Raw genomic sequence first — 23321 nt, 5'->3', positions numbered from 1 at the left:
TTCAGTGTCCCCGGATCTGGGCCGGACGCGAAGCAGGCGGCTGAGGCGTCGTCGGCCCCGTCTCCGGGCGCAGGGTCGGGGCGACGTTCGGATAGATGACCTCGATCTCCGCGTCGCTGACGTGCGACGGAAGGCCATAGCCGTTCACCGGCTGGGCGCGATTGACCCAGAGCGCATAGTGCAGGTGGTCGGCCCTCGGGTCGTTGGTGTTCGGATGCAGCAGGATGGTCAGGCCGAGGCTGTTCAGTTGCAGCCACGGCACGATCACCGGCAGCAGGTCATTGGTGAAGCCGAAGTAGAACGACGGCGTCACATGCGGTCCGCGCGGCTGCAGGTTCCAGTTGCCCAGCTCGACCGGGAACCGCTCGATCGTCCATTGCCGCAGCAAGGCCGCCTTCTGGTAGCTGTCCTCATCGAAATAGATGTGGGCGTGATAGCTCCGGATGTCGGTGTAGGGGCGCGGCGCCGTGGGCAGGGTTTGCTCGCCGGGGCGGATGCTGGCCGGGCGCGTCGCCGGCTCCTTCCAGGTCTCATAACCCCAGGGGCTTTGGCCCTCGGGATGCGCCGGCTCCGTCGGCGCGGGCGTCGACGCGGGCGCCGTCTGGGCCGAGGCTGAGGACGCCGTCAGCGCGCCCGCCGCCGCCAGACCCGAACCGATCAGCAGCCGTCGCCGTCCGGGCGACAGCAGGTCGGCCCATTGCTGGTCGTCATCCGGGCTGGACGGGAGATCGGTGCGGGCGTCTGTCATGTCGGGATCCGGGAGTGTCTGCTGGAGGAAGGCGGGCCGATCGTCTTCTCGCGAAAACGACCGGCCCGGCCCATCACCACTTCAGGCTGACGCGGGCGTAGCCGTAGCGGCCGTTGAAGCCGTAGGGCGAGTAGTAGGGGAAGCCGAGGACGCCGTTGGAGTTCAGCGCCGCCGGGACCGCGTCGGGGTATTCGTCGAGCAGGTTGTCCACCCCGACCGACAGTCCGACCCGGTCGGTCAGCTGGAACCGGCCTTCCAGATCCACGACAGTCTTGGCGCCGGTCGAATAGTCGGCCGCCGCGGTCGAGCCCGGCTGGACCACATCGCCGTAATAGGTGGCGCGCAGGGTTCCGCCGAGACGGCCCGAGGTCCAGTCCGCCGAAGCCGAGACCTTGGTGTCCGGCGTGCCCTGCTGGATGGTCTCGATCCGGCTGCGCGCGAACAGGGTCGGCACGGGGTTCAGGACCGAGGAGGAGGTCGGGACCTTGGTCACCTCCACATCGTTGAAGTTGGCCGCGACGGTGAAGTCGAAGGCCCCGGCCGCTTCGGTGCGCCAGCGGTAGTGGCCGACCACGTCCACACCCTTGGTCGTCGTCTCCACGCCGTTGAGGAAGAAGCGCGCGGCCTGGATGCCGAGCGGATCGAGCAAGGCCGCAACCTGGGTCGAGAAGCTGCGGTTGATCAGCTCCGACAGCACGATCTGGTTCTCGATGTCGATCTGATAGGCGTCGACGGTGAAGTCGAAGCCGCCGAACCGGATGACCGTGCCCAGCGAATAGTTGGTCGAGGTCTCCGCCTTGAGCGGACGGCCCCCGAGAAGGGTGGCGACGGCGCTGGTCGAGGGGAAGGTGCCGGTCTCGACGACCGCGCCGTTCTGGATCACCGACGAGGTCGAGGTGAAGTAGCTCTGTTGCAGCGACGGGGCGCGGAAGCCGGTCGAGACCGAACCGCGCAGGGCGAAGTTCGGGCTGAAATCGTAGCGGGCCGAGAACTTGCCGGTCTGGCTGTCGCCGAAGTCGGAATAGTCCTCGAAGCGGACGGCGCCTTCGACGGTCAGCTTCTCGGTCAGCGGGATTTCGATGTCGGCATAGACCCCGACCGCGTCGCGGTCCTCGTCCACGACGTTCGAGGGCTGGAAGCCGACGAAGCCCTGGGCGCCGCCGGCGAGGGCGGTGTTCGACCCCAGCGGGCCGCGGTTGTAGCTGGCCGCTTCGCCCGCCTGGATCTCATAACCTTCGCGACGCGCTTCCAGACCAAAGGCCAGGTTCAGCGGGCGGCTGAGGCCAACCTCGAACTGACGATTGAAGTCGGCGCCGAAGACGAGCTGGTCATAGATCAGGCTGCCGTCGTCGAAGCTGGTCTGGGAGGCCGCGCCATAGGTGGCGTTCAACGTGTTCTCGGTGCGGAAATCGAGCGCATTGCGGCCGTAGACCAGGTTGAAGTCCGCGTCCCAGCCGCCGATCTGGCCGCGCAGGCCGCCGGCGACAGACAGGTCCTTCGACGTCACATTGATCAGCGGCAGGAAGCCGTTCGGATAGATGGAGACGACGTTGTTGACGTTGTCGGCCAGGCGCGGGAAGGCCGCGCTCTCGCTCTCGCGCTGCTGATAGCCGGCCCAGCCATAGGCTTCCCACCCTGCGGCCAGCGGCTTGCCGGCGTTGGCGAAGACGGTCCACTGGTCGACCTCGGGATCGCCGACGCGGGCGGTCACCCGGTTCGGCGTCACGCGCGGGTCGAGGTCCGAACGGTTGGTCGGATCGCGTTGCAGATACTCTCCCGACAGGGTCAGGAAGCCGTCCGAGCCGAGGGCGAAGCCCTGCCACGCCGAGGCGGTGACCGTCTGGCCGTCGGTCTCGTCGCGCGAGCCCCGGGCGGTGTCGACGCTGGTAAAATACTGGCCGTAGGTGACGTTGGCGCCGCCGCCGGACGAAGCCTCACGCAGACGCAGGTTCACAACCCCGGCGATGGCGTCGGAACCGTACTGGGCCGAGGCGCCGTCACGCAGGACCTCGACGCGGTCCAGCGCCACGGTCGGGATGGTGTTCAGGTCGACGGCGGCCGAACCGCGCCCGACCGAGCCGTTGACGTTGACCAGGGCCGAGGCGTGGCGGCGCGTGCCGTTGACCAGCACCAGGGTCTGGTCGGGCGACAGGCCGCGCAGGGTTGCGGGGCGGATGGAGTCGGTTCCGTCGACGACCGCGGGGCGCTGGAAGGTCAGCGACGGAATGGCCTGTGCGAGGGCGGCGGCGAACTCGGTTGTGCCGCGGTTCTGCAGGGTCTGGGCGGTGACGACGTCGACGGGGGCGAGGGTGTCCAGCCGCGAACGGTTGGGCACGCGGGTGCCGGTGACGACGACGTCCTCGACGGCGGCGGCGTCGGGATCGTTGGCGGGCGCGGCGGTCTGGGCGGCTGCGGCGCCGGCGATCAGAAGGGCGCCGGTCGAGACGGCGGCGAACAGCCGGCGGCGGGCAGTGGTGGAGGAGGAGTAGGTCATGACAGTCCTTGGCGTGAGAGCGCAGGCCAGCCTCTCGCGCGGGACGAGCCCGGCGGGGATGGCGCTTTATGGGTGGGGGGAGGAGAACCGGCGGCGGCCGGTCAGGTCGTGGGGAGGCGGGTCAGGGTCGACAGCGGCCGGGCGGCCCGGTCCGGCGGTCATAGGCGGCTGTGATGGCGGCTCGCATCGTCTTCGTCCCCGTCATCGGAACCCCTTCGATGGCGACGGGAGGGCGAACACCCGAAGGCGTTCGTGGCCTCTCATCTACCGCGGACCGGGATCGGTCCTTGCGAAGGAGTTGGCACCTTACGGAGGTCCGCAGGTTGCCCCGGCGTCCAAGGGCCTGTCCCTCAGCCGGTCTCGATGAGCTTGCCGATATTGCCGCCGGGCCGGGCCGGGTCAACGCAGGCGCTGCTCAGAATATCTGGGCCGGGCGACAGGAAATCTAAATCAGAGTTCGTCGGCGACGACGGCGCCCTCGCGTGCCTCTTCCCGCAGCCAGGCGACGAAGACCTGCGCCTCGGGCCGGACGTGGGACCGGCGGGTGACCACCCGATAGGCCATGTCGGTCGGCAGATAGCCGTCCGCGAACGGAATGATCAGCCGCCCGGCGGCAAGGTCCTCGGTGACGAAGGCCCGGGGCGCCAGGGCCACGCCCCGTCCCCGCGCGGCATCCTCGATGGCGAAGGCGGTCTGGTCGAAGCGGGGGCCGACGGTCGCATCGACAGCGTCGAGCTTGCGGGAGCCCAGCCAGGTCGACCAGTCGGGCCGGGGCTCTTCCATCGGGCTGGGGCTGACGTGGATCAGGGTGTGGTGCGCCAAGTCCGCCGGTCGATGCAGCGGGTGCTCGCCTTTGAGCAGTTCGGGGCTGCAGACGGGCAGCACCCCGCCGTCAAGCAGGGTCTCGGTGCGCACGCCCGGATAGTCGCCATGGCCGTAGCGTACGGCGACATCGGCCCGGCCGCCCGCCACGTCCGCCAGCTGCATGTCGGCGGAGACCCAGACCTCGATCTCGGGATGATCGGCCGAAAAGCGGGCCAGACGGGGCACCAGCCAGCGATTGGCGAAGGACGGCGGCACGCTGACCGTCAGCGACTGGCGAACGCCCGCGCCATAGACGATGTCGGCCGCACGCTTCAGGTGCTCGAACGCCTCTCGCAACACGGGCTGCAGCGTCGCCCCGAGCGTGGTCAGGGCGGTCACGCCGGAATCGCGTTTGAACAGAGGCCCGCCCGCATGGTCCTCGAGCACGCGGATTTGCTGGCTGACAGCGCCCGGCGTCACGCCCAGTTCGCGGGCCGCCAGCGAGACGCTGAGATGCCGGGCGCAGGCCTCGAAAGCCTTCAGGGCGTTGAGCGGCGGGAGCTTGCGTCCCGGGGTGATGTCGGTGTCGGTCACAGCCCCTCCAGCCAGTCGGGCACGGCCAGATCCTTCGAACGCAGGAAGGCCGGGTTGTAGATCTTGCCCGCATAGCGCTGACCCGGATCGCACAGGACGGTCACGATGGTCTTGCCGGGGCCGAGCGCCTTCCCGAGCCGGATGGCGCCCGCGATATTGACGCCGCTGGACGGGCCCAGCGTCAGGCCCTCGTGCACCACCAGATCGAACAGCAGGGACAGGGCCTCTGCGTCCTCGATCCGCCAGGCGTGGTCGACGGTGACGCCTTCGAGGTTGCCGGTGATCCGGTTCACGCCGATCCCCTCGGTCACTGAACTGCCTTCGGATTTCAGGACGCCTTCGGTGAACCAGCTGTAGAGGGCGGCGCCCGGCGGGTCGGCGAGGCCGATGGCGACCTCAGGGTTCCGCTCGCGCAGATACTGGGACACTCCGGCCAGGGTGCCGCCTGTCCCGGCCGCGCAGATGAAGCCATCGACCGTGCCGTTTGTCTGCTCCCAGATCTCGCGGCCGGTGGTCTCATAGTGGGTGCGGCGGTTGGCGGGATTGTCGAACTGGTCGGCGTACCAGGCGCCGTTCGGTTCGCTCGCGTTCAGGTCCTCGGCCAGACGACGCGAGAAGTGGACGAAATGGTTGGGGCTGGCGAAGGGGGCGGGGTCGACCTCGACCAGCCGGGCGCCATGCATCCGCACCGCCTGCTTCTTCTCCGCCGTCTGGCTGCGCGGCATGACGATGACGACGGGGTGGCCGAGGGCGGCGCCGACCAAGGCCAGGCCGATGCCGGTATTGCCCGCCGTGCCCTCGACGATCGTGCCGCCGGGCCGCAGCAGGCCCCTGGCGCGGGCGTCCTGAACCAGACCCAGGGCCGTGCGATCCTTGATCGACTGGCCGGCGTTCAGAAACTCCGCCTTGCCGAAGATTTCGCAGCCGGTCGCCTCGGAGGCGGCGCGCAACCGGATCAGGGGCGTGTCGCCGATCAGGTCGATGACGGTGGCGGCGGACATGGGCGACGACTCGGGCTTCGGGCCGAGTCTTATAGAAATACTTCCAGCCGGAAGAGAACCCGTCATTCGACACACGCCCGGCAGGCCCAATGGTGCGGCGTGAAAAACTCTCACCGACCGTTTTCAGGCAAAAAGGCCGCGCCCGGGATATGACGCGGCCTTGAGTGCGAGATTAAGCGTTCCAAGGAACGAGGCTGTCTTAGCCTGAGCGGCTGAAACGGCCTCATCAGAAGTCCTGAGGTTCGGCCCAGAAACACTATATCCCATGCTGCGCAGGGAGGTGACGGCCAGCGGATAAGCGCCTGAACGAAAAAAGGCCGCGTCCTGCGACGCGGCCTGAAGTTCTGAGGGAGGAAACGCTCCGAGAAGGAACGCTGGACCTATGGCCGTTCCAATCACGCGGATCGAGCCAGAAAAACTGCAGGGGACGGCAGAGCTTCTGCGCCCCAGCCCGGAAGGCGGCGAGGAAGGGTGATTTAGCGAAACTACATTGATTGTGAGCCGATCTCGATTGGCTACGCTGGCGCCCGGTCGCATCAGGAAGGGGCAAACCTTCGAGGCTCTTCATGCGCGTCACCCTCTTCACCCACGGCGGCTCGGCCCTGATTTCCCGGCTCGTCGTCGCCCCCGAGGCCCCCGCCGATGCTCGCGCGACGCCTGCCGCGCCTGTCGCGCCGCGGAGACGCCGGCTTTCCAGCAAGGCGCGGGCGATCATCGCCTCGGGCTCCTGACATGACCGCGCGGCCTGTGAAATGCGCGCGGCTGCGGGTTCCGGTCGGGTCCGCCGCGCTCGGCGCCTGGACCATTCATGTGCCCCGGTCGGCGAAGGCTGAGCCCCATGCAAGGGTCAGCCCCCCGCCTGCGATGGTCGGCGCTCCCTTCCGGCCGGGCAGGACCGCGGCCGATCTTTGCCCCTTCTGAACCCCGGACATTCCATGACCTCGCGTTTCCTCTTCGGCGTGGCAGCGGCCACTCTCCTGTTTACGGCGGGACAGGCCCCGGCCCAGACGCCCGACGCGGCCGCTGTCCACGCCCGGGCGCTGGTGCTCGACAGCCATGCCGACATCCTGCTGCCGTCGACTCCCGCGCGCTATTACCTGCCCGGCGGAGGATCGCGGGCGGACCTCGATCACCTGACGCGGGGCGGCGTTGATGCGGTGGTCTTCTCCCTCGCCGTCGGCCCGGGCCCACGTGACGCCGCCGGCGTCCAGGCCGCCCGCGCCGAGGTCGACGCCAAGCTGGCGAAGATCCGCGCCTTCGCCGCTGACAATCCCTCGCGCGTCGGCATCGCCCTCAGCGCCGACGACGTCGTGCGGCTGGCCGGGGAGGGGAAGGTCGCGGTCCTGATCGGCTTCCAGAACGCCCGATCACTCGGCGACGACCTTTCACAGATCGACGTCCTTTATCGCGACGGGGTGCGGGTCTTCGCCTTCAACCATGCGGGCCACAACAGCTGGTCGGACTCCTCGCGGCCGGGTGAGGGCCCCGTCGCCGAGCACCACGGCCTTTCGCCGATCGGACGGCAGGCGGTGACGCGGTTGAACGATCTCGGCCTGCTGATCGACGTGTCGCAGCTGTCAACCGAGGCCCTGCTCCAGACCCTGCAACTGACCCGGGCGCCTGTCGCCGCCACCCATTCCGACGCCCGCGCCCTGGTCGACAACAGCCGCAACCTGAGCGACGCCGAACTCGATGCGATCAAGGCCAATGGCGGGGTGGTCCAGCTGACACCCTTCAACAGCTATCTGGTCACGCCCGACGCCGCCGCGCGCGAGCGGATCTCGGCGGTGAGGCTGCGGCACGGCCTGCCGGCGACCTTCGTCTCGCCCAACGATGGCTACGGCGGGTTGGCGCCGGAACCGCAGCAGGCCTTCCTCGACGACCTGACCCCGGTCCTGCCGCGCGCGACGGTGTCCGACTTCGTGGACCACCTCGACTATGTGGCGAAGCGCATCGGCTGGGAGCATGTCGGCATCGGCACGGACTTCGACCACGGCGCCGGGATCACGGGCTTCGACAGCGAGGCCGAGGCGCCGAACGTCACGGCCGAACTTCTGAAGCGCGGCTATACCGAGGCCCAGATCGACGCCATCTGGAGCGGCAACTTCCTGCGCGTCCTGCGGGCGGCGGAGGCGGCCCGTCGCAGTTGATGGGCCGCCCCCTGACTTCGCGGGGCGACCGCATCCCGGGACCGCGCCGGGCGCTGGGACGGAGACTGGGCAACGCCCGCCGAAACGGCTCGTGCGACACTGCGAATGTCCCTTGTTCATACGCAGTCCGGATGACGGCTGCTGACATCAAGCGGCGGCGCCATCGTTTGGCGGACAGGGTGGGATTCGAACCCACGGTAGGCTTCCACCTACGGCGGTTTTCAAGACCGCTGCCTTAAACCACTCGGCCACCTGTCCATCCGGACTTCACGCGGTGGGCTGGCCGCGCGGAGGGGCTCCTTAGCAGCGAAATGCCCGGTTAACCAAAACGGAAATTTCGTCGTCCACAATGAGAGCTCGGGATTGGCCCGAGGTTTCCGGACGGACCATGCGGGCAGGATCGCTGAAAGGCGTCATACGAGCGGCGGCGGTGGCGGCGGCGACCGCGACACTGGCCGCCTGCGCCAGCGTGCCCGGAATGGGCGGGCCGGGAAGCGGGGGTGGGCGGCCGCGCATCCCCGTGGTCACCGATCCGGCGCCGATCGTGCCGGGCACCATGCGGCCTTATCAGGTGCGCGGACGCTGGTATCGGCCGATGAGCGACGCCCGAGGCTATGACGAGACCGGCTTGGCGTCCTGGTACGGCGACCAGTTCAACGGACGGCCGACCTCGACCGGCGAGCGGTTCGACATGCATGGCCTCAGCGCCGCCCACAAGACCTTGCCGCTTCCAGCCCTGGTCGAGGTGACCAATGAGGCCAACGGCCGCTCCATCGTCGTGCGCGTAAACGACCGCGGCCCCTTCGTCGACAGCCGCATCATCGACCTGTCGCGCGGCGCGGCCGAGCAACTGGATCTGCTTTCGCGCGGCGTCGGAGAGGTCAGGGTTCGCTATCTGGGTCCGGCCCCACGCGGCGGCGGCACCGGCACGGGCGGGGCGTATCAGATCGCGTCCAACGACCGCCCCCCACCGCAGCCGCAACAGCCTGCCGGCGACCGCTTCTGGGTTCAGGCCGGATCCTTCTCCGACCCAACCCTGGCCCATCTCGCCGCCGAATCGCTCGGGGCCCAGGCCAGCGTGAACACCGCCTCGGTGGACGGTCAGCGCTATTTCCGCGTCCTCGTGGGCCCGTGGGACGACGCCAACGCCGCCGAACGCGAGCGTCAGTCCATCGTGGCGCGCGGCGTCCGTGACGCCCTGTTGATTTCAGGCCGCTGATCGCCCGGCCGGGGTTGTTGCCGGGGACCCACGTCGCCATCATGCGCCGGTGACCACCCATCCCCGCGACCGTTTCGATCTGCAGCCGTCTTCCGAAGCCGAAGCCGCCTTCGAGGACGCGCGCCTGCGCGGGCGGCTACACCACGCCTGGCTGCTGTGCGGGCCCGAGGGCGTGGGCAAGGCGACCTTCGCCTATCGCGCCGCGCGCCGTCTGCTGGGCGCCACGCCCGATCCCTCGCGCGGCGTCCTCGGCGCCCGGCCGGACGATCCGGTGTCGAAACTGATCTCGGCCCAGGCCCACCCGGACCTGCTGGTGCTCGAAAAGCTCGTCGAAAACGGCAAGACCAAGAAGTCCATCTCCGTGGATCAGGCGCGCGACCTGCCGGAGTTCTTTTCCAAGAGCCCGTCCCAAGCCCAGGCCCGGGTCGCGATCATCGACGCCGCCGACGACCTGAACGTCAACGCTGCCAATGCCTTGCTGAAGATTCTTGAGGAACCGCCGGAACATGGCGTGCTGCTGATGGTGACCCATGCGCCGGGCCGGCTGCTGGCCACCATCCGCTCGCGCTGCCGCCGTCTGGCCTTTCCGGTCTGGTCGCAGCATGCGCTGGCCGAACTGGTGCTGGATCGTTCGGGTGTCGATCCCTCCGAGGCCGACCGCATCGCCGCCATGGCCGGAGGGTCTCCCGGTCAGGCCCTGGCCCTCAGCGCCGGTGCGACCTCCGAGGCCGACCAGTTGGCGCGGCGCTGGGTGTCCGAGCCATCGCTCGACCGCGCCGAGGCCCTGGCCGTCGCCGACGGGTTCCGGGGCGCGGAGGGTCAGGCGAGGTTCGACATGGTGCTGGACCGGCTGATCGCGGCTGTGAAGGAACAGGCATTGCATGCGCCGGCAGGGCAGGGCGCGGCCGCCTGGGCTGAGCTCTGGGGCCGGCTCAGCGAGCTTCCGGACCGGACGGCGGGGCTGAACCTCGACCGGGGGGACGCCTTGGCCGGCGCCCTGATCGATGTGGCCCGTACGCGCAGGATCGCCGGATGATCATCGACAGTCACGTCAATCTCCACGCGCCCCAGTTCGACGAGGACCGCGACGCCGTCATCGTCCGCGCCCGCGAGGCCGGGGTGCAGATGATGGTCGAGATCTCCGACAAGCTGTCGACCTTCGAGGCCACCCACGCCCTGGCCATGGCCCACGACGACATCTGGTGCACCGTCGGGGCTCATCCGCACGAGGCCAAGGACCATACGGCCATGACTACTGCCGATCTGGTGGCGCTGGCGAAGCGTCCGCGCGTGATCGGGATCGGCGAATGCGGTCTGGACTTCCACTACGACCTGAGCCCGCGTGATGTGCAGGCCGAGGTGTTCCGTCGCCATATCGAGGCCGCGCGCGAGACCGGCCTGCCGCTGGTCGTCCACACCCGCGAGGCCGATGACGTCATGGCCGCCATCCTGAAGGAGGAACAGGGCAGGGGGGCGTTCAAATTCCTCATGCATTGCTACACCAGTGGTCAAGAACTGGCGGATATTGCTCATGAACTGGGCGGATGGTTCTCGGTTTCCGGCATCGCCACCTTCAAGGCCGCAGAGGAGGTTCGCGCCGTGATCCGCACCATGCCGGCGGACCGGATCATCGTCGAAACCGACTGTCCGTATCTGGCGCCCATGCCGCATCGCGGTCGCCGCAACGAGCCGGCCTATGTGGGTCACGTGCTCGACAAGCTGGCCGAGGTGCGCGGCTGGGACCGGTCCGAGGCCGAGGCGCGCACAACGAACGCCTTCTTTGACCTGTTCGATCGGATACCGCATCCGGAGCTCACCTGATGGATGAAGTCGCGGCGCTAGAGATCATAATTCTGGGCTCTGGCTCATCCGGTGGCGTGCCGCGCGGTGACGGCGACTGGGGCGCCTGTGATCCGGCCGAACCGAAGAACCGCCGGACGCGCTGTTCGATGCTGGCCCGCCGGCAAGGCCCCGAAGGCGTCACCAGTGTGCTGATCGACACATCGCCGGACCTGCGTCAGCAGATGCTGGCGGCGAAGGCCACGTCCGTCGATGCGGTTCTCTATACCCACGACCACGCCGACCAGACCCACGGTATCGACGACCTCAGGGTCTTCGCCATGCGCCGGCGCAAACGGATTCCGGCCTGGATGGACCAGGCGACCGCCAATGCGCTCCAGCCGCGGTTTCCCTATATCTTCGAAAGCATCCAGAACTATCCGGCTCTGCTGGATCTCCATCTGATCCCGCCGCATGGGCAGCGCTGGAGTGTTAACGGCCCCGGCGGCGAGATTCCGGTGGTGACTTTCGATCAGGCTCACGGACCGATCCGCTCGGTCGGCTATCGGCTTGGAGACGTCAGCTATTCCAGCGACGTGTCCGATCTGGACGACGCGGCCATTGAGGCCGTGCGTGGCTCGAAGCTCTGGATCGTCGATGCCTTGCGCTGGACGCCGCATCCGACGCACGCGACGGTCGATCAGGCGCTGGACTGGATCGCGCGCAGCGGCGTCGAACGGGCCGTGCTGACGAACCTGCACCTTGATCTGGATTACAACGACTTGAGAGCCAGAGTTCCGGCAAACGTTGAGGTCGCATATGACGGCTGGACCGCGTCCATCCCGCTCTGATCCCACGTCTCATTTCGCATAATATATCTTAGGCGAGAAACGGATACATAGAAATCCGGGCCTCTGGAACGGTTCTGGCGGCTCAAAGCCCGCCCTCCTGCTCGTCCGAATTCGCTCTGAACGCCCTGCCGACGTGAGGCGCATCCCGGATCTCAGTCTTTCCGAAGAACCGCGGCCGATCCGTCGCCGTATTCCGACCTGGCGCCCGGCGAACCGCTCTGGCGGCCGCCTTGTGGACCGGGTGCGTCCGGTGTTGTGGTCAGGCCGAACGACTCCTTGACGTCCGCGCGCCCAACCTGTTCGACTTCATCGCAATCCTGCGGAATCCTGTCGGTGGCGGACCACGCCGGAGTCTGGGCCAGGAATGCGCCTGAACGCGCGAATATTCTGACTCAGAATGCGCGCCCTACCATCTGATTTTATTAACAAACGAGAGAATTCTATGGCCGGCCTCAAGGACAAGCGCGGCTTCATCGACAAGGACCGGCTTGACCTGTCGGAACGTCAGGCCGTCGAGTACTGGATGAAGCGTTGGGGCGTGACGAAGGACCAGATCACCGCCGCCCACCGCAAGGTCGGCCGGATGACCAAGGACATCGCGGCCGAGCTGGGCAAGAAGCGCTAGGCCCCCGCCTCACGGTTTCGTCTCGACCTTCGCGCCCTCAAGCCGCGGCGGGCTGTTGTAGCCGCGGGCGCTGGCGGCGACGTAGTCGGCGAATTCCTGCGGCGTCTTCAGGACCTCGCCCTCGCTCCAGCCGGCGGCCAGCATGTAGCGATAGGTCCCGTCGGCGCGGGCCGGGATGCGATAGACGTGATTGCCGCCGCGCGTCTCCACGAACTGATAGCGACCGTTCTCGTCGTCGGGTACGACCAGCGCGGTGCCCGCATAGAGGATCGGCGCCTGCTGCTGCAGGCCCTCGACGTCGTCGGGATTGCGCAGGGCCTCGGGTGCGGCGGTGACGACCAGATTGCCGTCCTGGACCTCGAAATTCTGGCCCGGCCGACGCCGGATGCCTACGGCGAAGTCGGCCCCTTGCGCGCCCGGCCGCCAGGTCAGGAACCGGGCCTCGGCAGTCGTATAGTTCTGCCCGGCCCAGGCGGAATATGTCTGTTCCAGCGCATAGGTCCCCTGCCCCGTGTTCCAGTTCATCGTGCGGATGCGGACCATGCTGCGCACCGGCCCGTTGGTGATCACCTCGAAGGCGTAACGGGTGTCGGTCTGCTGACCGCTGTTGAAGCGGTGCTCGACATCGGCTGTGGGCGAGAAGCGCGGCCGCTGCAGCGCATCCCCCTCGAACACCCCGATGCCGCCGCCGCCGAAGCTGTCGTCGACCGACTGGATGTCGGCGCCGTAGTCCGGGTTCTCCGCCGAGACGCCATAACCGTCGAGATTGCCCATATAGAGCCGGTTCGACATCAGGAGTGGTTTGCGCTTGGCGTAGATGTCGATGTCGGTCGGAAACCACAGCTTCCAGCCCACATTCTCGCTCTCCCAGAAGGGCACGGTGTGGCGCATGTAGGAGCCGATGGCCGCATGAGTCCGGTGCGGGTTCCAGCCGCGTTGCTGATAGCCGCGATAGACGTAGAAGCGCTTGTGCTCCCCGGCCTTCAGATCCGAGACGAAGACCAGCTCGTCCCAGATGCCGTCCTTGTCGAGATCGTCGAACTGATAGTCGAGCGCCCGGCCATTGGTCTCGCCGCGCCGTTCGTGCGGCCCCTGACGGGCCAGCAGGGCCGCCGAAGGCTCGGGGCGCGGCTCGCCGTCGGGATCGACCACGGTGGCGGTCAGCTCCTGGATATCGGCCAGCATGGGCAGCTGGTCGCGGCGCACGACGATGGGCTGGCCCTTGCGGTCTTCGTTCAGGTCATTGGCGATGACGATCTCGACCCGCTCGACGGGGATGAAATCGCCCTGCGTGTACCAGCCGGGGCTTTGCGCGAAGGCCGGGCCCCCTGCCCCGCCGAGCGCCAACCCTGCGGCCGTTACGGCCCACAGCATCTTTCCCATGGTCGTCCTCCGTCGGTCTCAAGCCGATTTGTATGACGAATGTAATTGAACGAAAGGAAATGTCTACCGGTGTCATTTCCAGCGAGACCTTTGAAAAGACGGGTCGCCAACAAGGTTTGGTTGTCGCGACAGACTACATTAGGCTGGCCGAATGGCGCTCCCTCCCTTTCAGGTCACTTCCGACGAACAGGCGCTGATCGACCAGGTATTGCTGGGCCAGACCTTTGTTACCTCCCCTGCCGCACCCAAGGTTATCAGGGGCGAGGTGATCGGGTTGTTGCTTCGGGGCAGCCCTCGACTTGCGAACGTCACGCCGGAGGGCGTTCGTACGGGTATCACTGCGATCGGCATTCGTATCGACGGGGCCATATCGCTGCAAAAGTTGCGATTGGGGGAAATCGGAGGACTACCCGCGCTGCGATTGAAGGCATGTACCCTTGAGGGGCCCCTCGATCTCGATGGATCAACGATCACCGCACTCGAACTCACGGATTGCATCGTTGAAGAAGTGCGTGGAGACGGCTGCTGGGTCGAGGGCACCGTCGATATCTCGGGCCTCACTTTTTCAGGCAATGGCCCCACGCCGATCATGTCATTTCGTGGGGCGCGGATCGCCGGAGACTTCAAGGCAAGCAACGTCAGGCTGATCCGCCCGGCCTCTTCACACCCGATAACAGGGCGACCGCGATACGCCCTCGCTCTGAGTGAAGCCAGGATAGATGGTCGCGTTGAACTGCTTGATGCAGTCATCCAGGGGGGAGCCACCCTCGCCAGCAGCGAAATCGGGTCCGATCTGCTGGCCCGGGGCTTACAGGCAAGCGCTGGCGACGACGAGGCGCTAAACTTGCGAGCGTCCAGAATTCGGGGTTCGCTATATCTTGAAAAGGGGTCTCAACCCAGTCGCATCACTGGCCGCGTCTACCTGGCAAACGCCGATATCTCAGGGGCCGCACGTTTTTCCGATGCGGAGTTGGACCAATCCGGCTCCCGATCGATGCTCAACCTGCGGTCGGCCAACATAGGCAGCGACGTCGTACTGGCCAATGTAGCCCTGAAACCCGGGCGCCTCGATTTCAGAGGCGCCGCCATCAACGGCGTTCTGAAAGTCGACTTCGCAAGCGCCAAAGCCGTTTCCGTAGATCTGGCTGAAGCCCGGGTCGGAAGACTGTCAGATAACGGTGGGCGTGGCTGGTCCAGCGAGATCGGGCATATTGAGCTGAGCGCCGCCGATATCACGCAGATCGAGGTTGCAGGTGAAGAGCGAACGGTCTCGCGAGGACTGTGGAACGACTTCGTTTCACGGGTCCGCACAGAGCTGGTCCACAAACCCTCCTGGTCCGTCAGGCAGGACTGGTTTGCGCGCCACGTGGATGTGGCCGGACGCTACGACCCACACCCCTACGAAACTTTCGCAGCAGCCCTGGCGCGATCGGGCCACAACGAGGACTCCCGGCGCCTTCTTCGACGAAGCCGTTGGCGGTACCTCACAAAGGCCGAAGCCTGGATAACCCGCCCCGCTTCGATAGCATTTGGAGTGTTCTTTGGCTTTGGCTACTCCGCCAAGCGCGCCCTCCTGACATTGGCGCTCTTCATTATCGCGGGGGCCCTGGCGACTGACTACGCCAACAGAACTGGCATGCTTTCACTTGATGCGTCTCCGGTAACGGCGTTCGCTTCCGAGACAGGAGCAGGCCCAAGTCCGATGGTCATGGTCTTTCCCGGGAATCCTGCGTGGGCGAGCCAGCTGATCTGCGGAGACGCCATCGATCCGGGGCTGTACGCAATAGACGTCTTCGTACCCTTGCTGGATCTCAGGCAAGAATCCAAATGCGAGCCCGCCACAACCCCCATTCCGACTCGCGGCGGCCCCGCGGTCAATCTGCCGCTTCGAGTTGGAGCCGTTACGGTCAAGATTCCGGTTGGCCAGCCTGCTTTCTGGCGTTGGGCCAAGGCAATCTACGCCTTTACGGGCTGGATTCTCGTATCCCTGTCCATCCTGACCTTCACCGGACTTCTGCAACGCCGCGGGTCTTGAATCCTACAGGTGGATCGTCCGCCCGTAGGCGTCCAGGGCCGCCTCATGCATGGCTTCCGACATGGTCGGGTGCGGATAGACGATGCCGTGGATGTCTTCCTCGGTCGCTTCCATGGTGATGGCGGTGACATAGCCCTGGATCATCTCGGTGACCTCGTGGCCGATCATATGGGCGCCGATCAGGGCGCCGGTCTTCGCATCGAAGATGACCTTGACGAAGCCATCGACCTCGCCGGCAGCCACGGCCTTGCCGTTCACGCGGAAGGGGAAGCGGCCGACCTTGACCTCGCGCTTGGCCTCGCGTGCGCCCTGCTCCGTGACGCCGACCGAGGCGACCTGGGGCTGGGTGTAGGTGCAGCCGGCGATCGGCGAGACGACGTTCGGGGTCTTGTAGCCGGCGATGTATTCGGCGGCGTGGATGCCCTCGTGCGAGGCCTTGTGCGCCAGCCAGGGGGCGCCGGCGCAGTCGCCGATGGCGAACAGGCCCTTCACATTGGTCTGGCAGTGGCTGTCGATGACGATATGGCCGCGGTCCAGGGTGACGCCCAGCGCCTCCAGGCCGATGCCGTCGGTGTTGGCGGTGATGCCCACCGCCGAGATGCAGACCTCGGCTTCCAGGCTCTCGGCCTTGCCGGCGATCTCGACGTCAACCTTCACGCCTGAGGTCGTCTTGGTGACCTTCGATACCTTGGCGCCGACGCGGAACTTGATACCGCGCTTCTCGAACGACTTCTGGGCGGCCTTGGAGACCTCCTCGTCCTCGACGGGCATGATGCGGTCCACGGCCTCGACGACCGTCACTTCCGAGCCCAGGGCGCGGTAGAAGCTGGCGAACTCCAGGCCGATGGCGCCCGAACCGATGACCACGAAGGTCTTGGGCAGCTTCTTGGGGGCCAAGGCGTCGCGATAGGCCCAGATCTTGTCGCCGTCGGCCTCCAGGCCGATCTGCGGCAGGGCGCGGGCGCGGGCGCCGACGGCCAGCATGACCGCCTTGGCCTCGACAGTGCGCGAACCGCCGGCCTTCAGATCGATGACCACCTTCGGGGCCGCCGGGCCCTTCTCGAGCTTCGCCGAGCCCTCGATGACCTCGATCTTGTTCTTCTTCATCAGGAAGGTGACGCCCTTGTTCATCGTCGACGCCACGCCACGCGAGCGCTGGATGATGGCGTCGAAGTCGAACGTCGCGCCCGAGGCGGACAGGCCATAGTCCTTCAGGTGCGACAGGCTCTCGAACTTCTCGCCCGACTTGAGCAGGGCCTTGGTCGGGATACAGCCCCAGTTCAGGCAGATGCCGCCCAGGCTTTCGCGCTCGACGATGGCGACCTTCTGGCCCAGCTGCGCTGCGCGGATAGCCGCGACATAGCCGCCGGGGCCCGAACCGATGACGATGAGATCGAATTCAGCAGCCATGGTCAGATCAACTTCTCTATGTCGGCCTGGATCGCCGAGGGTTCAGTCTGGGGGGAATAGCGGGCGACCACCCTTCCCTCCCGGTCGGTCAGGAATTTGGTGAAGTTCCACTTGATGGTCTTCGAGCCGAGGAAGCCGCGCTTCTGACTGGTCAGCCAGGCGTAGAGCGGATGCCGGTTCGGCCCGTTGACCTCGACCTTGTCGAACATCGGGAACGACACGTCGAAGGAGGTCGAGCAGAAGGCCGCGATCTCACCGGCCAGTCCGGGCTCCTGATTGCCGAACTGGTTGCAAGGAAAACCCAGGACCTCGAACGGCTGGTTGGCGAACTGGCGGTGCAGGGTCTCCAGACCGGCGTACTGGCCGGTGAAGCCGCATTTGGACGCCGTGTTCACGATCAGCAGGGCCTGACCGCGAAACCGGTCGAAGGAGACCGCCTCGCCGTCGAGGGCCTGGGCGCTGAAGTCATAGACCGAGGTCATGCTGCTGACCTCAGGCCAGCATCGTCACGGGATCTTCGATCAGGGGCTTGAAGGCCTGCAGGAAGCGGGCGCCGGTGGCGCCGTCGACCACGCGGTGATCGCAGGTGACGGTGACCGTCATCACGGTCGCCACGGTCAGCTGACCGTTCTTGACGACCGGACGCTGCTCGCCCGCACCCACGCTCATGATCGCGCCCTGGGGCTCGTTGATGATCGAGGAGAACTGCTTGATCCCGAACATGCCGAGGTTGGACACCGAGAAGGTGCCGCCCTGGAACTCTTCCGGCTTCAGCTTGCGCTCACGCGCCCGTTTGGCCAGATCCTTCGACTCTACAGCGATTTGCGACAGGGTCTTGGTTTCGGCTTTGAAGATGATCGGGGTGATCAGGCCGCCGTCGATCGCCACCGCCATCGCCACGTCGGCGTTGTGGTGCATGGCGATGCCCTCGGGGCTGTAGCTGGCGTTGGCTTCCGGCACCGCCTTCAGGGCCATGGCGGCGGCCTTGATGACGAAGTCGTTGACCGAGACCTTCACGCCCGACTTCTCGAGCAGGGCGTTGACCTTCGTCCGCGCGGCCAGCAGGGCGTCGATCTCGACGTCGATGGTCAGCGGGAAGTGCGGCACCTGCTGGATGGATTCGACCATGCGGCGGGCGATGGCCTTGCGCATGCCGTCCAGCGGGATCAGGTCGTAGCTGCCGTCCGGAATGCCCATCTGGGCCAGGGACTGAACCTTGCGGAACTCGGGCGAAGGCGCAGCGGCGGACGCCGGAGCCTTGGCGGCGCCGCCCTTGCCCGCGGCCTCAACGTCGCGCTTGACGACACGGCCGTGCGGACCGGTGCCGGCGATGGTCTTCAGGTCCAGACCGGCCTGCGCGGCCAGGCGGCGCGCCAGGGGCGAGGAGAAGACGCGTTCGCCCGAAGCGGCCTTCGGCGCGGCCGGGGCCGTAGCAGCAGTGGTGGGTGCGGCGGTGGCCTTTGGCGCTTCAGCGGCGGCCGGAGCCGCCTTCGGAGCGTCAGCCTTGGGCGCGGGAGCAGCGGCGCCGCCCTCATCCTTCAGGCGCGCGATCGGGGTGTTGACCTTCACGCCCTCGGTGCCTTCCGGCACCAGGATGTCGGTGATCTCGCCCTCGTCGACGGCCTCGACTTCCATCGTGGCCTTGTCGGTCTCGATTTCGGCGATCACGTCGCCGGCCTTGACCACATCGCCGGCCTTGACGTGCCACTTGGCCAGAACGCCCTCTTCCATGGTGGGCGACAGGGCGGGCATCAGGATGTCGGTCATGCCATCACCGCCTTAACGGCCGCGACGATCTTGTCCACGCCCGGCAGGGAGAGGATTTCAAGGTTGGCGGCATAGGGCAGCGGCACGTCTTCCTGGTGGACCCGCAGCGGCGGGGCATCGAGGTAGTCGAAGGCGTGTTCGATGACCCGGGCCACGACCTCGGCGCCGACGCCCATCGGCCCCCAGCCTTCCTCAGCCGAGACCAGACGGCTGGTCTTCTTGACGCTGGCGACGATGGTCTCGTGATCCAGCGGACGCAGGGTGCGCAGGTCGATGACCTCGCAGCTGATGCCGTCCTCGGCCAGCTTCTCGGCGGCCTGCAGGGCGAAGCCGACCATGCGGGCGTGGGCCGTGATGGTGACGTCCGTGCCTTCGCGGCGGACCTTGGCCTTGCCAATCGGCACAACGTAGTCCTCGACCTCCGGCACGTCGAACTCGATGCCGTACATCATCTCGTGTTCGAGGAAGACGACGGGGTTCGGGTCGCGGATCGCGGCCTTGAGCAGGCCCTTGGCGTCGGCCGAGTCATAGGGGGCGACGACCTTCAGGCCGGGCACCTGGGCGTACCAGGCGGAATAGTCCTGGCTGTGCTGGGCGCCGACGCGGCTGGCGGCGCCATTCGGACCGCGGAACACGATGGGCGCCCGGATCTGGCCGCCCGACATGTACAGGGTCTTGGCCGCAGAGTTGATGATGTGGTCGATGGCCTGCATGGCGAAGTTGAACGTCATGAACTCGACGATCGGCTTCAGGCCCGACATGGCGGCGCCGACGCCGAGACCGGCGAAGCCGTGCTCGGTGATCGGGGTGTCGACCACGCGGCGGTCGCCGAACTCCTGCAGCAGCTCGCGGCTGACCTTGTAGGCGCCCTGATACTGGGCGACTTCCTCACCGATCAGGAAGACGGCCTCGTCGCGGCGCATTTCCTCGGCCATGGCGTCGCGCAGGGCGTCGCGCACGGTCGTCTTGACCAGCTTCGTGCCTTCCGGGAACTCCGGATCGCGCAGCTCGACCTTCGGAGCGGCGACCGGGGCGGCCTCGGACGATTTCGCGTCGGCGGCCTCTTCCTTGGGCGCTTCGGGAGCGGCTTCGGCGGCGGCGGCCGGGGCCTTGGCGCCGGCGTCATCGCCGGACAGGCGGGCGATCAGGGCGTTGACCTTCACGCCTTCCGTGCCTTCGGGCACCAGGATTTCCAGCACCTCGCCCTCGTCGACGGCCTCGACTTCCATCGTGGCCTTGTCGGTTTCGATCTCGGCGATGACGTCACCGGCCTTGACGGTGTCGCCGGCCTTGATGTGCCATTTCGTCAGCGTGCCCTCTTCCATGGTGGGGGACAGCGCCGGCATCAGAATATCGGTCACGGATCAGGCCTCTACGTAGACGTCGGTATAGAGCTCGGACGGATCCGGCTCCGGGCTCTCTTGAGCGAACTGCACGGCCTCGGCGACGATGGCCTTGATCTCGTTGTCGATCGCCTTCAGCTCGTCCTCGGTGGCCTTCGCCTCCTCCAGCAGCAGCTTGACGTGATCGATCGGGTCGCGCGTCTTCTTGACCTCGTCGACCTCTTCCTTGGACCGATACTTGGCCGGATCGGACATCGAGTGACCGCGGTAGCGATAGGTCTTCACCTCGAGGATGAAGGGGCCCTCGCCTGCCCGGGCGCGGGCCACGGCGCGTTCGACCGCATCCTTGACCGCCAGGACGTCCATGCCGTCGACCTGCTCGCCCGGGATGCCGAACGAGGCGCCGCGCATATAGAGTTCGGTCGTGGACGACGAGCGCTCGATGCTCGTGCCCATGGCGTACTGGTTGTTCTCGATGATGTAGATGGCCGGCAGCTTCCACAGCTGGGCCATGTTGAAGCTCTCGTAGACCTGACCCTGGTTCGAGGCGCCGTCACCGAAATAGACGAAGGCGACCGAGTCATCGCCGCGGTACTTGCCGGCGAAGGCCAGGCCGGTGCCGAGCGCCACCTGGGCGCCAACGATGCCGTGACCGCCGTAGAAGCCGGTCGGCACGTCGAACATGTGCATCGAGCCGCCCTTGCCCTTGGACGAACCGCCCGAGCGGCCGGTCAGCTCGGCCATCACTTCCTTGGGGTCCATCCCGGCGGCCAGCATGTGGCCGTGGTCGCGATAGCCGGTGATAATCTTGTCGTGGCCCTGTTTGACGCTCTCCTGAACGCCGACGGCGACGGCTTCCTGGCCGATGTACAGGTGGCAGAAGCCCCCGATCAGTCCCATGCCGTACAGCTGGCCGGCGCGCTCCTCGAAGCGGCGGATCAGCACCATCTCGCGATAGTAGCGGAGCAGGTCTTCCTTGGACGCTGTGGGCGTGTTCGGGATCTTGTCGGTCTTTGCCGCGGGTTTCGCGGCGGTCTTAGCGGAGGGGGCTTTCGCCATCCGGCATCTCCCGGCTGGAGCCCCGAAGAACCACACTGGCTTCAGGGCTTCTTATCGTTACGGAAAGCGGCTTTAGCAGCCTTCGAACGCATAACGCAAAGCGAGCCGGTCCGGCTGTAACAATAGTTCAGGAAGCCATAACTTTTGCGTCCGGGGCGGCCGGGACGGAAACATGCACCACATAGTCACGCGGGTCGGCGAAACCGAGCACGACACGGGCCCGCTCCTCGAGCAGGTCGCGCGACAGGCTATTGGTTCGCAGATAGCGGGCGCGGACCTCAAGGTCGGCGCGTTTCTGGCTAAGCTCGGTCAGCTGGGCCTCGCGTTCGGCCAGCAGGCTGTCGCGGGCGTGGCCGCTGAGAAGGCCCCGCTCGCCCGTCATCGCCTGAACGCCGAGGTAGGCGAACAGAAGAAGCAGGAATGCGGACAGGGAATACGGTTTCATCCGTTCGGGCAAAGCGAACGCTCCTTCTGAGCGTGGGTACAGTTCACTGAACATGACCGAAAATGCCTAACAAACGGTAGCTTGGCCATAAGTTCGTAACCTTTGTTTCAATCGTGAAACCGGGATTCGACGAACCGTGGGCGCGCGGGGGATGTTGGCAGTCTAATGCAGACAGACCCGCCGGTCGGGGCTGCCGACGGGCGGGTCTGTGGAGGAACGGCGTTGGTCGGTGGACAGACCGGAGGCCTGCCCACTTCCCCTTTTATTTCAGCAGCATGCCGTCGCCGTAATAGGCGCCCTGGTCGCCCAGCATCTCTTCGATGCGGAGCAGCTGGTTGTATTTGGCCGTGCGGTCCGAACGGGCCAGCGAGCCCGTCTTGATCTGTCCGCAGTTGGTGGCCACGGCCAGGTCGGCGATGGTCGAGTCCTCGGTCTCGCCCGAGCGGTGGCTCATGACGGAGGTGTAGCCCGCGCGGTTGGCCATATCGACCGCATCCAGGGTCTCCGAAAGCGTGCCGATCTGGTTGACCTTGATCAGGATCGAGTTGGCCAGGCCTTCGCCGATGCCGGCCGCCAGACGGGCCGGGTTGGTCACGAACAGATCGTCGCCGACCAGCTGGATACGGTCGCCCAGACGCTCGGTCAGCAGCTTCCAGCCGTCGAAGTCGTCCTCGGCGCAGCCGTCCTCGATCGAGACGATCGGGAAGCGCTCGCACAGGTCGGCCAGGTAGCCCACCATGCCGTCGGCGTCGAAGGACTTGCCCTCGCCGGTCAGCTCGTACTTGCCCTTCTTGAAGAACTCGGTCGAGGCGACGTCGAGGCCCAGGTGGAAGTCCTCACCGGCCAGATAACCGGCCGACTGGCCCGCCTTGGTGATGAAGCTCAGGGCTTCCTCGGCCGAGGCCAGGTTGGGGGCGAAGCCGCCCTCGTCGCCGACGTTGGTGTTGTGACCGGCGTCCTTCAGGGCCTTCTTCAGGGCGTGGAAGATCTCCGAACCCATGCGCAGGGCTTCGGAGAAGCTCTCGGCGCCGGTCGGCAGGATCATGAACTCCTGGATGTCGATCGGATTGTCGGCATGCATGCCGCCGTTGATGATGTTCATCATCGGGGTCGGCAGGACGCGGGCCGAGACGCCGCCCACGTAGCGGTACAGCGGCAGGCCGGCCGAGATGGCGCTGGCCTTGGCGACCGCCAGGGAGACGCCGAGGATGGCGTTGGCGCCCAGGCGACCCTTGTTCTCGGTGCCGTCGAGGGCGATCATCGCCTCGTCGATGCGGCGCTGGTCTTCTGCGTCCATGCCCGACAGGGCGTCGAAGATCTCGCCATTGACGGCGTCGACCGCGTTCTGGACGCCCTTGCCGCCCCACAGCCCCTTGTCGCCGTCACGCAGCTCGACGGCCTCGTGGGCGCCGGTCGAGGCGCCCGAGGGCACGGCGGCGCGGCCGAAGGAGCCGTCGTCCAGGGTCACATCGACCTCAACGGTCGGATTGCCACGGCTGTCGAGGATCTGGCGGGCGACGATGTCGGCGATGTCGGTCATTCAGGCGCTTCTCTGACGGCTGATTTCGGGAATGCCTCGGGGTTTAGCCCGCGACCGCCGAAACTTAAACCCGC

The 23321-nt window shown here is 66.7% G+C and carries 20 protein-coding genes, 1 tRNA gene and 1 riboswitch; of the genes, 8 read left to right on the top strand and 13 right to left on the bottom strand.

Annotated features, from left to right (window positions below; genetic code table 11):
* Position 1 precedes the first annotated feature (1 nt).
* From AC07U0_RS10425 to AC07U0_RS10410, 4 genes are all read right to left on the bottom strand, one after another.
* Complete coding sequence (locus AC07U0_RS10425) at positions 2-748, bottom strand: DOPA 4,5-dioxygenase family protein (protein ID WP_494719948.1); 747 nt, start codon at positions 746-748, stop codon at positions 2-4.
* Between the two features lie 73 nt (positions 749-821).
* Complete coding sequence (locus tag AC07U0_RS10420; RefSeq protein ID WP_494719947.1) at positions 822-3242, bottom strand: TonB-dependent receptor plug domain-containing protein; 2421 nt, start codon at positions 3240-3242, stop codon at positions 822-824.
* A gap of 257 nt (positions 3243-3499) precedes the next feature.
* A riboswitch (SAM riboswitch) is annotated at positions 3500-3612 on the bottom strand.
* 80 nt (positions 3613-3692) lie between these two features.
* The gene (gene gcvA, locus AC07U0_RS10415; RefSeq protein ID WP_494719946.1) at positions 3693-4640 is read right to left on the bottom strand and encodes a transcriptional regulator GcvA; all 948 of its coding nucleotides are present in this window, start codon (positions 4638-4640) and stop codon (positions 3693-3695) included.
* Positions 4637-5641 carry a cysteine synthase A gene (locus AC07U0_RS10410; RefSeq protein WP_494719945.1) on the bottom strand — a complete coding sequence of 335 codons (1005 nt, stop codon included), beginning with the start codon at positions 5639-5641 and terminating at the stop codon, positions 4637-4639. Before AC07U0_RS10410 ends, gcvA begins: the two co-directional genes overlap by 4 nt.
* Before the next feature lie 566 nt (positions 5642-6207).
* Between AC07U0_RS10410 and AC07U0_RS10405 the strand changes: the two genes are divergently transcribed.
* Together AC07U0_RS10405 and AC07U0_RS10400 are read left to right on the top strand one after the other, a co-directional pair.
* Positions 6208-6372 carry a hypothetical protein gene (locus AC07U0_RS10405; RefSeq protein WP_494719944.1) on the top strand — a complete coding sequence of 55 codons (165 nt, stop codon included), beginning with the start codon at positions 6208-6210 and terminating at the stop codon, positions 6370-6372.
* A gap of 204 nt (positions 6373-6576) precedes the next feature.
* Positions 6577-7791, top strand: coding sequence for a dipeptidase (locus AC07U0_RS10400; RefSeq protein WP_494719943.1), 1215 nt, complete (start codon positions 6577-6579; stop codon positions 7789-7791).
* 168 nt (positions 7792-7959) lie between these two features.
* On the opposite strand, the gene AC07U0_RS10395 is transcribed toward AC07U0_RS10400, so the two are convergent.
* Positions 7960-8049, bottom strand: a tRNA-Ser gene (locus AC07U0_RS10395).
* A 130-nt stretch (positions 8050-8179) separates the two neighbouring features.
* On the opposite strand from AC07U0_RS10395, the gene AC07U0_RS10390 reads away from it, so the two are divergent.
* The 5 genes from AC07U0_RS10390 to AC07U0_RS10370 all read left to right on the top strand — a co-directional run bounded on the left by AC07U0_RS10390 (position 8180) and on the right by AC07U0_RS10370 (position 12265).
* Complete coding sequence (locus AC07U0_RS10390; RefSeq protein ID WP_494719942.1) at positions 8180-9010, top strand: septal ring lytic transglycosylase RlpA family protein; 831 nt, start codon at positions 8180-8182, stop codon at positions 9008-9010.
* Between the two features lie 49 nt (positions 9011-9059).
* Positions 9060-10046, top strand: a complete 987-nt coding sequence (locus AC07U0_RS10385) for a DNA polymerase III subunit delta' (protein ID WP_494719941.1) — start codon at positions 9060-9062, stop codon at positions 10044-10046.
* Positions 10043-10831, top strand: a complete 789-nt coding sequence (locus AC07U0_RS10380) for a TatD family hydrolase (protein WP_494719940.1) — start codon at positions 10043-10045, stop codon at positions 10829-10831. The genes AC07U0_RS10385 and AC07U0_RS10380 overlap by 4 nt, the downstream gene beginning before the upstream one ends.
* On the top strand, positions 10831-11640 hold the full coding sequence (locus AC07U0_RS10375) for an MBL fold metallo-hydrolase (RefSeq protein WP_494719939.1): 810 nt from the start codon (positions 10831-10833) through the stop codon (positions 11638-11640). The genes AC07U0_RS10380 and AC07U0_RS10375 overlap by 1 nt, the downstream gene beginning before the upstream one ends.
* A gap of 442 nt (positions 11641-12082) precedes the next feature.
* Positions 12083-12265 carry a DUF3606 domain-containing protein gene (locus AC07U0_RS10370; RefSeq protein WP_087120133.1) on the top strand — a complete coding sequence of 61 codons (183 nt, stop codon included), beginning with the start codon at positions 12083-12085 and terminating at the stop codon, positions 12263-12265.
* 9 nt (positions 12266-12274) lie between these two features.
* Here the strand turns inward: AC07U0_RS10370 and AC07U0_RS10365 are convergent, their stop codons facing one another.
* Complete coding sequence (locus tag AC07U0_RS10365; RefSeq protein WP_494719938.1) at positions 12275-13648, bottom strand: DUF4861 family protein; 1374 nt, start codon at positions 13646-13648, stop codon at positions 12275-12277.
* 151 nt (positions 13649-13799) lie between these two features.
* Between AC07U0_RS10365 and AC07U0_RS10360 the strand changes: the two genes are divergently transcribed.
* The gene (locus AC07U0_RS10360; RefSeq protein ID WP_494719937.1) at positions 13800-15683 is read left to right on the top strand and encodes a hypothetical protein; all 1884 of its coding nucleotides are present in this window, start codon (positions 13800-13802) and stop codon (positions 15681-15683) included.
* Between the two features lie 3 nt (positions 15684-15686).
* On the opposite strand, the gene lpdA is transcribed toward AC07U0_RS10360, so the two are convergent.
* From lpdA to eno, 7 genes are all read right to left on the bottom strand, one after another.
* On the bottom strand, positions 15687-17093 hold the full coding sequence (gene lpdA, locus AC07U0_RS10355) for a dihydrolipoyl dehydrogenase (RefSeq protein ID WP_494719936.1): 1407 nt from the start codon (positions 17091-17093) through the stop codon (positions 15687-15689).
* A 2-nt stretch (positions 17094-17095) separates the two neighbouring features.
* Positions 17096-17575: a glutathione peroxidase gene (locus tag AC07U0_RS10350; protein WP_494719935.1), complete on the bottom strand. Its 480-nt coding sequence runs from the start codon at positions 17573-17575 to the stop codon at positions 17096-17098.
* 10 nt (positions 17576-17585) lie between these two features.
* The gene (locus tag AC07U0_RS10345; protein ID WP_494719934.1) at positions 17586-18860 is read right to left on the bottom strand and encodes a pyruvate dehydrogenase complex dihydrolipoamide acetyltransferase; all 1275 of its coding nucleotides are present in this window, start codon (positions 18858-18860) and stop codon (positions 17586-17588) included.
* Positions 18857-20221 (bottom strand): pyruvate dehydrogenase complex E1 component subunit beta, encoded by a 1365-nt coding sequence (locus tag AC07U0_RS10340; RefSeq protein WP_494719933.1) that lies wholly within the window; start codon positions 20219-20221, stop codon positions 18857-18859. The genes AC07U0_RS10345 and AC07U0_RS10340 overlap by 4 nt, the downstream gene beginning before the upstream one ends.
* Before the next feature lie 3 nt (positions 20222-20224).
* Positions 20225-21262 (bottom strand): pyruvate dehydrogenase (acetyl-transferring) E1 component subunit alpha, encoded by a 1038-nt coding sequence (pdhA, locus tag AC07U0_RS10335; protein ID WP_492947893.1) that lies wholly within the window; start codon positions 21260-21262, stop codon positions 20225-20227.
* Positions 21263-21389: 127 nt separating this feature from the next.
* Entirely contained in the window at positions 21390-21707 is a 318-nt protein-coding gene (locus AC07U0_RS10330) for an FtsB family cell division protein (protein WP_494719932.1), read from the bottom strand.
* A 262-nt stretch (positions 21708-21969) separates the two neighbouring features.
* A complete protein-coding gene (gene eno, locus AC07U0_RS10325) occupies positions 21970-23247 on the bottom strand; it encodes a phosphopyruvate hydratase (protein ID WP_207931839.1) in 1278 nt (425 codons plus the stop codon).
* Positions 23248-23321 lie beyond the last annotated feature (74 nt).

This window comes from Brevundimonas sp. GW821-FHT02A10 (assembly GCF_059422025.1).
This window is presented reverse-complemented; position numbering and strand designations above follow the sequence as displayed.

Bases quoted from the DNA above. Each gene is read 5' to 3' on its own strand.
- AC07U0_RS10425 (WP_494719948.1), bottom strand. From the start codon at position 748: ATGACAGACGCCCGCACCGATCTCCCGTCCAGCCCGGATGACGACCAG.
- AC07U0_RS10420 (WP_494719947.1), bottom strand. From the start codon at position 3,242: ATGACCTACTCCTCCTCCACCACTGCCCGCCGCCGGCTGTTCGCCGCC.
- AC07U0_RS10410 (WP_494719945.1), bottom strand. From the start codon at position 5,641: ATGTCCGCCGCCACCGTCATCGACCTGATCGGCGACACGCCCCTGATC.
- AC07U0_RS10405 (WP_494719944.1), top strand. From the start codon at position 6,208: ATGCGCGTCACCCTCTTCACCCACGGCGGCTCGGCCCTGATTTCCCGG.
- AC07U0_RS10400 (WP_494719943.1), top strand. From the start codon at position 6,577: ATGACCTCGCGTTTCCTCTTCGGCGTGGCAGCGGCCACTCTCCTGTTT.
- AC07U0_RS10390 (WP_494719942.1), top strand. From the start codon at position 8,180: ATGCGGGCAGGATCGCTGAAAGGCGTCATACGAGCGGCGGCGGTGGCG.
- AC07U0_RS10380 (WP_494719940.1), top strand. From the start codon at position 10,043: ATGATCATCGACAGTCACGTCAATCTCCACGCGCCCCAGTTCGACGAG.
- AC07U0_RS10375 (WP_494719939.1), top strand. From the start codon at position 10,831: ATGGATGAAGTCGCGGCGCTAGAGATCATAATTCTGGGCTCTGGCTCA.
- AC07U0_RS10370 (WP_087120133.1), top strand. From the start codon at position 12,083: ATGGCCGGCCTCAAGGACAAGCGCGGCTTCATCGACAAGGACCGGCTT.
- AC07U0_RS10365 (WP_494719938.1), bottom strand. From the start codon at position 13,648: ATGGGAAAGATGCTGTGGGCCGTAACGGCCGCAGGGTTGGCGCTCGGC.
- AC07U0_RS10360 (WP_494719937.1), top strand. From the start codon at position 13,800: ATGGCGCTCCCTCCCTTTCAGGTCACTTCCGACGAACAGGCGCTGATC.
- lpdA (WP_494719936.1), bottom strand. From the start codon at position 17,093: ATGGCTGCTGAATTCGATCTCATCGTCATCGGTTCGGGCCCCGGCGGC.
- AC07U0_RS10350 (WP_494719935.1), bottom strand. From the start codon at position 17,575: ATGACCTCGGTCTATGACTTCAGCGCCCAGGCCCTCGACGGCGAGGCG.
- AC07U0_RS10345 (WP_494719934.1), bottom strand. From the start codon at position 18,860: ATGACCGACATCCTGATGCCCGCCCTGTCGCCCACCATGGAAGAGGGC.
- pdhA (WP_492947893.1), bottom strand. From the start codon at position 21,262: ATGGCGAAAGCCCCCTCCGCTAAGACCGCCGCGAAACCCGCGGCAAAG.
- AC07U0_RS10330 (WP_494719932.1), bottom strand. From the start codon at position 21,707: ATGAAACCGTATTCCCTGTCCGCATTCCTGCTTCTTCTGTTCGCCTAC.
- eno (WP_207931839.1), bottom strand. From the start codon at position 23,247: ATGACCGACATCGCCGACATCGTCGCCCGCCAGATCCTCGACAGCCGT.